General features: G+C 71.2%; 9 protein-coding genes. 4 read left to right on the forward strand and 5 right to left on the reverse strand.

Annotated elements, in window-relative coordinates:
* Positions 1–7 precede the first annotated feature (7 nt).
* The 4 genes from pyk to MYMAC_RS30430 all read right to left on the reverse strand — a co-directional run bounded on the left by pyk (position 8) and on the right by MYMAC_RS30430 (position 4,357).
* The gene (gene pyk, locus MYMAC_RS30415) at positions 8–1,441 is read right to left on the reverse strand and encodes a pyruvate kinase (protein ID WP_043710315.1); all 1,434 of its coding nucleotides are present in this window, start codon (positions 1,439–1,441) and stop codon (positions 8–10) included.
* 100 nt (positions 1,442–1,541) lie between these two features.
* Positions 1,542–2,447: a hypothetical protein gene (locus MYMAC_RS30420; protein WP_095960604.1), complete on the reverse strand. Its 906-nt coding sequence runs from the start codon at positions 2,445–2,447 to the stop codon at positions 1,542–1,544.
* Between the two features lie 116 nt (positions 2,448–2,563).
* Entirely contained in the window at positions 2,564–4,021 is a 1,458-nt protein-coding gene (locus MYMAC_RS30425) for an NFACT RNA binding domain-containing protein (RefSeq protein WP_013938048.1), read from the reverse strand.
* A 96-nt stretch (positions 4,022–4,117) separates the two neighbouring features.
* Complete coding sequence (locus tag MYMAC_RS30430) at positions 4,118–4,357, reverse strand: excinuclease ABC subunit A (protein WP_095960605.1); 240 nt, start codon at positions 4,355–4,357, stop codon at positions 4,118–4,120.
* 354 nt (positions 4,358–4,711) lie between these two features.
* Between MYMAC_RS30430 and MYMAC_RS30435 the strand changes: the two genes are divergently transcribed.
* On the forward strand, positions 4,712–6,019 hold the full coding sequence (locus tag MYMAC_RS30435) for a glycoside hydrolase family 1 protein (protein ID WP_095960606.1): 1,308 nt from the start codon (positions 4,712–4,714) through the stop codon (positions 6,017–6,019).
* Between the two features lie 42 nt (positions 6,020–6,061).
* Here the strand turns inward: MYMAC_RS30435 and dusB are convergent, their stop codons facing one another.
* Positions 6,062–7,075: a tRNA dihydrouridine synthase DusB gene (gene dusB / locus MYMAC_RS30440; RefSeq protein WP_095960607.1), complete on the reverse strand. Its 1,014-nt coding sequence runs from the start codon at positions 7,073–7,075 to the stop codon at positions 6,062–6,064.
* A gap of 95 nt (positions 7,076–7,170) precedes the next feature.
* Between dusB and MYMAC_RS30445 the strand changes: the two genes are divergently transcribed.
* The 3 genes from MYMAC_RS30445 to MYMAC_RS30455 all read left to right on the forward strand — a co-directional run bounded on the left by MYMAC_RS30445 (position 7,171) and on the right by MYMAC_RS30455 (position 11,989).
* On the forward strand, positions 7,171–8,598 hold the full coding sequence (locus tag MYMAC_RS30445; RefSeq protein ID WP_095960608.1) for a M50 family metallopeptidase: 1,428 nt from the start codon (positions 7,171–7,173) through the stop codon (positions 8,596–8,598).
* An 82-nt stretch (positions 8,599–8,680) separates the two neighbouring features.
* Positions 8,681–9,763: an acyl-CoA desaturase gene (locus MYMAC_RS30450; RefSeq protein WP_095960609.1), complete on the forward strand. Its 1,083-nt coding sequence runs from the start codon at positions 8,681–8,683 to the stop codon at positions 9,761–9,763.
* Positions 9,764–9,883: 120 nt separating this feature from the next.
* On the forward strand, positions 9,884–11,989 hold the full coding sequence (locus MYMAC_RS30455) for a chloride channel protein (protein WP_239989103.1): 2,106 nt from the start codon (positions 9,884–9,886) through the stop codon (positions 11,987–11,989).
* Positions 11,990–11,991 lie beyond the last annotated feature (2 nt).

Here is an 11,991-nt window from a genome sequence, read left to right on the forward strand (position 1 = left end):
CCGCCGCTCAGCCCTGGATGGTGTGCAGGCGGAGGCTGTTGATTTTGCCCGGCTGCCCCACCGGCGCGCCGAAGACGATGACGATGCGGTCGCCCTTGCGGCCCAGGCCTCGCGCCAGGAGCTCCTCCTCCACGCGCTTCACCATGGCCTCCGTGTCCTGGATGGGCTCCAGCACGCGCGGCACCACGCCCCACAGCAGCGCCAGCCGGCGGCGCACCTCCTGGTTGGGGCTGAAGGCGACAATGGGCACCGTGGGCCGGTAGTGCGACAGCAGGCGCGCCGTCACGCCCGACAGCGTGAAGGCGGCGATCAGCGAGGCGTTGCTCGCCTTGGCCGCCTCGCACGCCACGCGCGCAATCACGTCCGGGAAGTGGCTGGGCAGGCCCAGCGGCGTCTCCATGGGCCGCATCAGCGACTGCGTGGTGCGCGCGGAGGACTCGGCCGCCAGGATGATGCGCTCCATCATCTGCACGGACTCGATGGGGAACTTCCCGCTGGCCGTCTCGCCCGACAGCATCACCGCGTCCGCGCCGTCGAACACGGCGTTGGCCACGTCGCTGGCCTCGGCGCGCGTGGGGCGCGGGTTGTCAATCATGGAGTTCAGCATCTGCGTGGCCACGATGACGGGCAGGCCGCGCAGGTTGGAGCGCCGGATGATGTCCTTCTGGACGGCCGGCACTTCCTCCGGGGGAATCTCCACGCCCAGGTCGCCGCGCGCCACCATGACGCCGTCCGTCTTGTCCAGGATGGCGTCCAGCCGGGCAATGGCCTCCGGCTTCTCCAGCTTGGCGATGATGGGCACCGAGCGGCCCACCTCCGCCATGGCCTGGCGCGCGGTGTCGATGTCCGACGGCTGGCGCACGAAGGACAGCGCGATGAAGTCCACGCCGGCCTTGATGCCGAAGACGAGGTCCTCGCGGTCCTTCGGCGTCAGCGCCTCCGCGCGCACCGCCACGCCGGGCAGGTTGATGCCCTTGTTGTTCTTCAGCGTGCCGCCGTGGATGACCTGCGTGCGGATGAGCTTCTGCTTGTCCGTCTCCAGGACCTTCAGCTCCAGCAGGCCGTCATCCAGCAGGATGCGGTCCCCGGGATTCACGTCCGCGGCCAGGAACGGGTACGTCGTGGAGACGATGTCGTCGGTGCCCGGGACCGTCTCATCCGTGGTGATGTGGAAGGTGCCGCCCTCCTTCAGCTCGGTGCTGCCCTTCACGAACCGGCCAGTGCGAATCTTCGGGCCTTGCAGGTCACCGAGGATGCCCACCGCCTTGCGGACCTTCAGCGACGCGGCGCGCAGCTTCGCGATGTTCTCCGCGTGCTGCTCGTGGCTGCCGTGGGAGAAGTTGAGGCGAGCCACGTCCATGCCGTTCTCCAGGAGCGCTTCGAGCATCTCCTGGCTCTGGCTGGCGGGACCGAGGGTGCAGACAATCTTCGCTCTTCGCATAGAGCCCGTGAGGATGGGTTTCCCTTACGGCAGCGTCAAGCACGCTGCATGGGTCGCCTCGCTCGGTAAAACGGTAAATGAGCCAGCGAACGGGCAGCGCTCAGCCGCGCAACAGCACGCCGAGGTTCTCCCGCTCCCAACGCAGTGCGGCGGCGTAATGCGGGAATGTCCGCTCGCGCTCGCGAAACGCGCGCGGGTGATGCACGCGACGTCCGCCCCGGCCCGTGCTCGGGAAGAGCTGGTGGAGCATCTCGTGGAAGATGATGAACTCCACGAAGAAGGAGGGCACCTCCGGGCTGTCCAGCGCCGGGTGGATGCGAATCTCACGCGTCTGGTGGTCGTAGACGCCCAGGCGGATGGACTTGCGGCGGCGGCGTGGAGGCATGCGCCCCCAGCCAATCCGGGCCTGGATGAGGCCCTGGAAAAATTCGCGGTTGGTGGCGTCGTAAAGCGCCTGGAGGTCGAAACAGCGGCCGCGCGGGTTGAGGTCCGCGTCCGATTCCCGGCGGAGCTGGCGGATGCGCGGCTGCTGACCGCGGATGTACTCGTCCAGGATGGCGCCCGCGGTGCGGTGGCCCCGGCCCGCATAGTCCGCCACCGCGCGCACCACCGGCTCCGGCGCGTCCAGGAACATGTGGTGCAGCCGCAGCGCCAGCACCGTGGAGCCTCGCCGGAAGGACACCATGGTGGAGCGGTTGTCCGTCACCGACAGGCGCACCGGCATGCCCAGCTCGGCGCTGAGCCGCCAGGCCAGCGACTCCGCCCGCGACCACAGCTCCTCGCGCGTGGGCGGGCGCGTGACGATGCGGGGCGCCTCGTCCGGGAGCAGGTTGCGCTGCGGCGTGGGCATGGGCAGCGGCGGTGCCGCGGGCGCGGCAGGTCCCCCCTCGGGCCGAGGCGCGGCCGTCCCCTCCGCCGTGCGGCTGGCGGCGGAGAGACCTCGAGGGAAGAGCGACGTCTGACGAAATTGCTCGGGGGACACGCGGCTGCGCATCGTACCCCGCACTTCCGGGGACTCAAGGGCGGCGGTCCCCCGCTCGCCTCCTCACCGTCAGCCCGTCAACCGCGCTCGCACGCAGCGTCCACTAGCGGGAGCCGAAGGCAGGCGGGCGTACGACGCCCTCACGGTGCGGGCGGCTCCGCGTGCCGCGATTTGAGCAGCCGCTCCAGGCGCTCGGGCTCCATGCGCACCACGAAGGTCTTCTCGCGCGTGAAACTCACCTGGCCCGGCGCGCCGCCCTTCACCTTGCGCACGAACTTCGCGGGCACGTAGCTCACCTCGCCGCGGGGCTCGCCCTTGGCCCCGGAGTGGTGCAGCGCCAGGTGCGCCGCGTCCAGCAGCGCCTCCTGCGCCACCTCCTGTCCCTTCTCCAGCGGCAGCACCACGTGGCTGCCCGGCACGCCGCGCGCGTGGAGCCACAGATGCCAGGGCCGGGCCACCTTGAAGGTGAGCGCGTCGTTGTCCTCCGCGCCGCGCCCCACCCAGATGCGCGCCCCGCCATGGCCCACGTACTCCTTGAAGGGCCGGCCCGCCTGCGAGGCCTCGCCTCCGCTGGGGAGCTGGAGCACCTCCGCCTGCGACAGCAGCGCGGCGTCGTCCATCCGCTCGAGCTGCGCGAGCGCCTGCTGCGCGTGCGCCACCTCGCGCGCCAGCTCCGCCTCGCGGTGACGCGCCTGCGCCACGCCCCGCAGCAGCCGCCGGTACTGGTGGAAGTGCCAGTCCGCCTCCTCCTTCGGGCCGCGCTTCGGGTCCAACGTCACCCGGACCTCCTTCACGCCCTCCTCTGTATAGGCGGTGAGCACCGCCTCGGTGACGCCGCGCTTGAGGCGGTAGAGGTTCTGCGCCAGCAGCTCGCCCAGCTCGCGGTGCCTCTCCGCGTCCGGGCCGCGGGCCGCCTCCGCGCGCACCTTCTCCAGCGTGCGGGAGGCGCGCTTGAGCCGCGCGCGGTACGGCTGCGCCAGCCGGCGGCGGATGGTCTCCGAGCGGCTGGCCTTGTCACGCGCCCCGAGCAGGCGCTCCGCGGCCTGCGCATACGGCAGCGCGTCCGTGTCCTGGGGCACCAGGCGCGACGGCTGGAGGCGGGCCTTCTCACGGGCCTCGGGCGGCGGCGGCTCGGGCGGCGTCCACGTGGCGCCCGGGTGCAGGCTCCGGCGCTGCGCGAAGCCCTCACCGGAGAGCATCAACACGCGGCCGTTGTCGCTCAGCAGGAGCAGCCCTCCGGGCGCGCCCACCTCCAATATCAACCGCCTGCGCACCTCCTCACGCTCGAAGTCGAAGGCCACCACGCGCTCGGCCTCGAGGAAGCGGGCGCCCTGGAGCTTGAAGCCCGTCAGCTCCTGGCGCAGCCACCGCTGGAAGGGCGCGGGCTCGCCCGGCGTGGGGAAGCGCTCCTCCGCCACGGACACCCGGGACAGGTCGCCTTCAGCGCACAGGCACAACAGGATGGATCTGCCCGGCACCCGCAGCTCCAGGTAGGCGAGCCTGGGGAGGGGGCACCAGGCCTTCTGCGCCACCGCGCCGGTGAGGCGCGCACCCACTTCCGCCACCACCTGCTCCAGCTCCACGGGACGCAGCGACATGGGCACTCCGGGTCCTGAAAATGAAAACGGCCCGGCGGGTTTCGCCGAGCCGTTCACCGGACGTCAACGACCGTCCGCTCATGACGACGGGACTGCTCAGGACTCCGGCGTAACCGGGGCCGCCACCGTCTTGGACTTGGTGGTGCGCTTGCGAGCCGGGGCCTTCTTGGCCGCCTTGCGGGTGGTCTTCTTGGCGGCCGCCTTCTTGGTCGCGGTCTTGCCAGCCGTCTTGCGGGCGGTCGTCTTCTTCGCCGACTTCGCCGCCTTCGTGGCCTTCGCGGTCTTGGCAGCCTTCTTGGTCGCGGACTTCGCAGCGGTCTTCTTCTTAGCGGCCATCAGAATCCTCCGGTTCAGTGGTTGGCCCCAGTCAACCGAGGCCCTGCACTCTTCTTGATGGGAGTGAGTGCTTGAAGTGAATGGTACGGGCGACATGCCAGTGTGTCAACGCATGGTGATGTATTGCATCGCGCGCGAGGCCGATTTTTCGGCATCGAGCGCTTCCGGAGGTCCCGAACGCCACTTCGCGGACACTCGCGAGCGCGTTTGAGGTGTCGCGCGCGAGGCCGAGTTTCCGGCTCCGGACACGTTCCGGCCACTTTCGCGCCAGCCTCCGGCGCGATCGCCGGAGCGTGCGCGCGCGGCACGCGGTGCTTTCCGTCGTGGGGTGCGGCGTCTACGGTGCGCCACGACATGAGCGCCTCCGAGCAGACCTTCCCCGCGGACTTCACCTTCGGCGTCGCGACCGCCGCGTACCAGGTGGAGGGCGGCATCGAGAACGACTGGGCCGAGTGGGAGCGGGCCGGACGGCTGAAGGCGCCGGACGCCCGGTGCGGCGCGGCGGTGGACCACTGGAACCGCTACGAGGAGGACTACGCCCTGGCCCGGGCGGTGGGCGCCACGGCGTTCCGCATCTCCCTGGAGTGGGCGCGCATCGAGCCGGAGCGCGGGCGCTTCGACGAGGCGGCGCTGGAGGCCTACCGGGAGCGGCTCCTGAAGATGAAGGCCCACGGCCTGCGGCCGGTGGTGACGCTGCACCACTTCACGCACCCGACGTGGTTCCACCGGGAGACGCCGTGGCATCAGCCGGCCAGCGTGGACGTCTTCCGGCGCTACGCCAAGCGCTGCGCGGCGCTGCTGGAGGGGCTGGACGCGCTGGTCATCTCCTTCAACGAGCCCATGGTGCTGCTGTTGGGGGGGTATCTGCAGGGCGCCATTCCTCCGGGCATCGCGGACGGCCCCACCACCATGCGGGCCATGGAGAACCTGGTGCGCTCGCACGTGGCCGCCCGGGAGGAGCTGCTGGCCCGGCTGGGGCGCGTGGAGCTCGGCATCTCCCAGAACATGCTCGCCTTCGCGCCGGACCGGTGGTGGCACCCGCTGGACCGCGCGCTGGTGAGGCTCGGGGCCCAGGCCTACAACCATGCGTTCCATGAGGCGCTGGCCACTGGCAGGCTGCGCGTCACCATGCCGGGCGTGGCCTCCACGCGCGTGGACATCCCCGGCGCGCGGGACTCCGTGGAGTTCATCGGGGTGAACTACTACACCCGCGCGCACCTGCGCTTCGTGCCGCGCCCGCCCTTCATCGAGTTCAAGTACCGGGACATCCACGGCCGGGGCCTCACCGACATCGGCTGGGAGGACTGGCCGGAGGGCTTCCTCCAGACGCTGCGCGACGTGCGGCGCTACGGGAAGCCAGTGTGGATTACGGAGAACGGCATCGACGACCGCAAGGGTGCCCGCCGTCCCCACTACCTCCACACCCACCTGGCCCAGGTGCTGACCGCGCGCGCGCAGGGCGTGGACGTGCGCGGCTACCTCTACTGGAGCCTGCTCGACAACTTCGAGTGGCTGGAGGGCTGGGGGCCGCGCTTCGGCCTCTACCACGTCGACTTCGACACGCTCCGCCGCAGCCCCACGCCCGCCTGCGACTACTTCCGCGCCGTGGCCACCAGCCGCACGCTGGCGCCGCCCGACGCGGTCCGCCCGGCGGGGGGCTGAGCGGAGCGCCTCCTTATATATAGAGGCGCCGCGACAACGCGCTCAGCCCAGGGCCGCGCGGTAGTCCACGTCCTGCTCCTCACCGGGACCGGCGAGGTCCACCTGGGCGGCGGTGAAGAAGCGGCGCACGCAGTCCTCCACCGCCGACGGCGCGTCCAGGCCGTTCACCTCCGCACGGAAGGCCGCGGCGCCATGGAGGCCGTGGGCGTACCACGCGAGCTGCTTGCGGAAGGAGCGCACGGCGCCCAGCGGGTCCCCCATGAAGTCCAGGTGCGCGCGGAGGTGCTCCAGCACCAGCGCACAGCGCTCGCGCGGGGTGGCGGGCGGCCCGCCCAGCAGCTCGCGGAAGAGCCACGGGTTGCCCAGCGCGGCGCGGCCAATCATCACGAAGTCGCAGCCGGTGGTCTCCCGCATGCGCGCGGCGTCCGCGGGCGTCTTCACGTCCCCGTTGCCGATGATGGGCAGCTCCGGGAAGTGGCGCTTGAGGTCGGCGATGACGCCCCAGTCCGCCTGCCCCGAGTAGCCCTGCTCGCGCGTGCGGGGGTGGATGGCCAGCCCCGCGCAGCCGGCCTCCTGGAGCGCGCCGGCCACCTGGAGGTAGTTGAGGCTGCGGGCGTCCCAGCCCGAGCGAATCTTGCAGGTGACGGGCAGGCCGGTGGCCTCGCGGATGCGCCGGACGATGTCCGCCGCGCGGGGCACGTCGCAGAGCAGGCCGCTGCCCGCCCCGTTCTTCACCACCTTCTTCACCGGGCAGCCCATGTTGATGTCGATGATTTGCGCGCCCGCCGCCTTCCCCACCACCGCGGCCTTCGCCATGGCCTCCGGCTCGCCGCCGTAGATTTGGAGCGAGTAGGGCCGCTCCACCTGGGCGTCGTAGCGGAGGTACTTCAACGTCCGCTGGTTGGCGCGCATCAGCCCCTGGGAGCTGACGAGCTCGGTGGGGCAGAGCGCGGCGCCCAGGCGGAAGGCGAGCACGCGGAAGGGCATCTCGCTTACCCCGGCCATGGGGGCCAGGATGTACGGGTTCGGCAGGGTATAGGGACCGAGCTGCGGCATGAAGGGCGGGGAACCTAGCGGATTTGCCAGGGAGATGGCGCCGGCGGTGTGCAAGTGCCTGCGCTCGGGGGTGCTAACGGTTAAGGTCCGTCCCCATGTTCCGCTTTCGCCTCGGGAGCATTCCCGTCGAAGTCCATCCGAGCCACCTGCTGGTGTCCGGCATGCTGGCCTGGAGCTCCGTCCCCGCGGCCCAGAACGGCTGGCCGTTCCGCATGGTGGATGGGGCTCCCACCCTGGGCCACGCCAGCGCGATGGTCGTCTACATCCTGTCGTGGATGCTCATCGTCTTCGTGTCCGTGCTCATCCATGAGATGGGGCACGCGCTGGCCAGCCGCCTGTTCGGCTACCGGCCAAGCATCGCGCTCGTCTGGATGGGTGGCCACACGCTCCCCACCGACGCGCCGGGCCCGCTGCCCTGGAAGCGGGATTTGCTCATCACCGCGGCCGGCCCCTTCTTCGGGCTGATGCTGGGCGTGCTGAGCGGGGTGGGCTTCGTCCTGCTCGAGGGCCGCTCGCCCGCGCTGGACTTCTTCCTGCTCACCTTCATGCTGGCCAACCTCTTCTGGGCGTTCCTCAACATGCTGCCCGTGCTGCCGTTGGACGGCGGGCGCATCACCACCACCCTGGCCACGCGGGTGTTCGGCCCCCGGCGCGGCTTCGTGCTGGCGCAGGGCCTGGCCCTGCTGGTGTGCGTGGGCGCGGTGGTCTACGGCCTGAAGTCGGGCTCGCTGCTGCTCACGCTCATCTTCGCCATGTACGGCATGCAGTCCTTCCGCGTGGTGGCGGAGGCGCTCCGCAGCGGGCAGGCCCAGAGCGTCCCGCTGGAAGGCCCCCTGGCGGAGAAGCTGCGGGAGGCCCGGGCCGCGCTCGACGCGGGCCAGATGGACGAGGCGCGCCGGCTGGGCGCGTCCGTGCTGGAGGCCGAGGAGGGCCTGACGCCGAAGCTGGCCAGCCACGCCCACCACCTGATGGGCTGGCTCGCCTTGAAGGAGGGCCACGGCCGCCAGGCGCTGGACCACTTCTCCCAGGTGCAGGGCCTGCCGGTGGAGCCGCACGCGGTGGCGGCGTCCTTCTCCCTGGTGGGGGACGACGGGCGCGCGGTGGAGTGGTGGAAGCAGGCGTGGCAGACCTCATCGGACCGGACCGTCCTCCACGAGTACGCCGGCACCCTCATCCGCCTGGGCCGCGAGGCAGAGGCCCTGAAGCTGCCGGGCCTGGACCCGGAGGCGGCCTTCTCCTGCGCGGAGCGGGTGCTCTTCATCCGGGGCGCGTACTCGGAAGCGGCGGCCGTGGGCGAGGCGGCGCTGCAGCACGCGCCCAGCGCCACCCTGGCCTACGACGCGGCGTGCGCCTACGCTCGCGCACGCAACGTGCCTGACGCGATGCGGCTCCTGCACCGCGCCACGGAGCTGGGCTTCACCGACGGCGCCTATGCCGCCTCGGACGAGGACCTGGCACCGCTCCATGGGTACCCCGCATTCGAGGAGTGGTTGACGGCGCTGCGGCAATCCGCCGCCTCCTGACAGTGCCGTGACAGGTGGGGGTGTTGATGCGGGGTGAGGCTGAGCAGCTTGCAGCTCGGCCCACCCAGCGCACGAGGCTCCCTTGCAGACACCGTCCCACGCCCTGCCCGCGGCGGATGAGCGCCTCAACTGGCGCTCCTCCATCCCCTTCTTCGCCGTCCACCTGATGTGCCTCTTCGTCTTCGCCGTCGGGGCGAAGCCGGTGGACGTGGCCGTCTGCGTGGGCCTCTACGTCGTGCGCATGTGGGGCATCACCGCGGGCTTCCACCGGTACTTCTCCCACCGGGCCTTCAAGACGGGGCGCGTCTTCCAGTTCATCCTGGCCTTCGTGGGCAGCATGTCCGCGCAGAAGGGCGTGCTGTGGTGGGCCGCGCACCACCGCCACCACCACCGCCATTCGGACCAGGCGGAGGACATCCACTCGCCCCTGCAGAAGGGCTTCTGGTGGAGCCACGTGGGGTGGATTCTCTCCGACAAGTACAACGACACCCGCCTGGAGGGCATCAAGGACTTCGCCCGCTTCCCGGAGCTGGTGTGGCTCAACCGCTTCCACCTGGTGCCGCCCGTGCTGCTGGGCGTGGCCCTCTACTTCATCGGCGGCTTCTCCATGCTGGTGTGGGGCTTCTTCGTCAGCACCACCCTGCTGTGGCACGGCACCTTCACCATCAATTCGCTCAGCCACATCTTCGGCAAGCGCCGCTACAAGACGACGGACACCAGCCGCAACAACTGGCTGCTGGCGCTCGTGACGCTGGGCGAGGGGTGGCACAACAACCACCACTTCCACCAGAACACCGCCAACCAGGGCTGGTTCTGGTGGGAGGTGGACCTCAGCTACTACTCGCTGAGGGTGCTCTCCTGGTTCAAGGTGGTGGAGGGCCTGCGGCTGCCCTCCGAGGCCACGAAGTACGCCTTCCAGAAGTACACCGAGGAGGAGCGCGCGGCGCTGGCGGCGCCCACCCGCTTCTGGGGCGCCTCGGGCGAGCGGGCCCAGCTCGTGGCGGCGAAGGCCGCCAGTGACGCCGCGAAGGCCGCCAGCGACGCGGCGAAGGTCGCCAGTGACGCCGCGAAGGCCGCGGGTGACAAGGTGCGCGAGGCCCTGACGGCCGCCGCGGACCACCTGCCCACCTCCGCGCCGCCGCCGTCCGCCCTGCTCAAGCGGTGAGAGCCCTCGCGCCAATCGCGACGTTCGTGTCAGGGTTGTGACCGCTCGACGGGCAGCCCTTCACACATCCGCGTCGCGAACCTTGAAGCCGCGCCCATCCCACTGTTAGTGGGACCTGCAATGACTGCAGGGGATGCACCCGCCTCAGGCCAGGCGGTCCAGCGCGCCGTCTGGGTTCGCCTTCGCGCGGCGACGAGCCGCTTCACCCACGCCGCCCTGGGAGCGTCCAACCGCCTGCGCCTGCCCGGCCCCTCCGTCCTGCCGGTGGCGGGCGCGGTCGTCGGCCTGTACAGCGGGCTGGCGGCCGGCATCTTCTCCAGCCTCATCGGCCTGGTGAGCGGGCTCACCTTCGGCGCGGCCTCGCTGAAGCACACGCTGCGCGAGGGCCAGTTCCGCACCCTCATGGAGGCCTTCGCCGCGGCCCGGTGGCATCCGGAGTACGCCTTCATCGGCGTGCCGTTGGCGGCCGGCGCGCTGCTGCTGTCGCGCATCATCGAGCCGGGTGGGCCTCGCGACGAGGTGAAGCGCCGGCTGCGCCTGCTGGCCCTGCTGACGCTGGGCGCGCTGTCGCTCTACTACCCGCTGGTGGCGCTGTCCGCGCTCAACAGCGTGTTCGGCCACAGCCACAACCTGGTGGAGGCGATTCCCCACCTCCCGTGGTGGCTGATGCTGCTGGCGCCCACGTTGGGCGGCGTGGTGGTGGGACGTCTGCTGCGAGACAGGCCGGAGACGCACGGCCACGGCGTGCCCGAGGTGGTGCGGGCGGTGAAGAGCGGCGCCAACGAGTTGCCGGCCGACCGGGGCCTGCTGAAGCTGGTGGCGTCCGCCATCACCATTGGCAGCGGCGGCTCGGCGGGCCGCGAGGGCCCCATCGTCTATGGCGGCGCGGCGTTCGCCTCCACCGTGGGCCGGCTGCTGGGCTTCAGCCGCAAGGAGCTGTCCATCCTCCTGGCTTGCGGCGCGGGCGCGGGCATCTCCGCGTCCTTCAACGCCCCCATCGCCGGCGCCGTGTTCGCGATGGAAATCATCCTGCGCGAGTTCGAGCTGCGCGTCTTCTCCCCCATCATCCTGGCCAGCGTGGCCGGCACCCTGGTGAGCCAGGGCGTGATGGGCGAGTCCGCCATGCTCCGGCAGGTCCCCTACGAGCTGGTCAGCGGCGGCGAGGTACTGGCCTACGCGGGCCTGGGCATCACCTGCGGGCTCCTGGCCTTCACCTTCGTGCAGTTGCTGCACGGCGTGGAGCACTTCTTCCACGGCCACGGCAAGAACCGGCTGTCCCCGTGGCTGGGCAGCAAGCCGCTGCCCCTGCGCGCGGGCCTGGGCGGGCTGTGCGCCGGCATCCTGGCCTTCGCCAGCCCCACCGTGTGGGGCAGCGGGCACGACTACATCAACCTGGCCGCGCTGGGCCGGCTGCCCTTCCTGTTCCTCATCACCGCGTGCCTGCTGAAGCTGGTGGCGACGGCCGTCACCATCGGCTCGGGGGGTTCGGGCGGCACCTTCTTCCCGGCGGCGCTCATCGGCGCCATGGCGGGCGGCGCCTTCGGCACGCTGGTGCACTACTTCTTCCCGGAGAGCACCGGCCCCAGCGGCGCGTATGCCCTGGTGGGCATGGGCGGCGCGGTGGCGGCGCTCACCCGCGGCCCGCTCACGGGCATGATGATGCTGTACGAGCTGAGCGGGAACCACGACATCATCCTGCCGCTGATGGTGACGTGCACCATCGCCTCCGCGCTCTGCCACTACCTCACCGAGCGGAAGGCGCCGAAGGTCCAGAGCGACGCGGACCTGCTGGAGGCCACGCCCGTGCGCTCGCTGATGGCGCACCTGACGCCCGTGCCCGCGGGCACGCCGCTGCGCGCGCTGACGGACCTGCTGCTCACCTCCGAGGCGGGCACCCTGCCCGTCCTGGACACCGTGGGCCGCATCTACGGCACCGTGCAGGTGGAGCAGCTCCGCGAGGTGTGGCGCGACGAATCCGTGTACCCGCTGCTGGTGGCCAGCGACCTGGCGCGCAAGCTGCCCGCGCTGGCGCCCGACGCGAACCTGGCCCACGCGCTCCACGTCATGGACCACGAGGACGTGGACGCCCTGCCCGTCACCGCGCCACCGGGCAACCCCACCTGCGGGTTGATTACCCGCGCCGCGGTGCGCCGGTTCCTCTTCGCGCAGCACGCCCAGGCCCACGCGGAGGGCGAATACCCCATCACCCCCTCCGAGGCGCACTGACG

Source organism: Corallococcus macrosporus DSM 14697, assembly GCF_002305895.1.
GTDB classification, from domain to species: domain Bacteria; phylum Myxococcota; class Myxococcia; order Myxococcales; family Myxococcaceae; genus Myxococcus; species Myxococcus macrosporus.

Coding starts and splice junctions, on each gene's coding strand:
- pyk (WP_043710315.1), bottom strand. CDS start 1,441: ATGCGAAGAGCGAAGATTGTCTGCACCCTCGGTCCCGCCAGCCAGAGC.
- MYMAC_RS30425 (WP_013938048.1), bottom strand. CDS start 4,021: ATGTCGCTGCGTCCCGTGGAGCTGGAGCAGGTGGTGGCGGAAGTGGGT.
- MYMAC_RS30430 (WP_095960605.1), bottom strand. CDS start 4,357: ATGGCCGCTAAGAAGAAGACCGCTGCGAAGTCCGCGACCAAGAAGGCT.
- MYMAC_RS30435 (WP_095960606.1), top strand. CDS start 4,712: ATGAGCGCCTCCGAGCAGACCTTCCCCGCGGACTTCACCTTCGGCGTC.
- dusB (WP_095960607.1), bottom strand. CDS start 7,075: ATGCCGCAGCTCGGTCCCTATACCCTGCCGAACCCGTACATCCTGGCC.
- MYMAC_RS30445 (WP_095960608.1), top strand. CDS start 7,171: ATGTTCCGCTTTCGCCTCGGGAGCATTCCCGTCGAAGTCCATCCGAGC.
- MYMAC_RS30455 (WP_239989103.1), top strand. CDS start 9,884: ATGACTGCAGGGGATGCACCCGCCTCAGGCCAGGCGGTCCAGCGCGCC.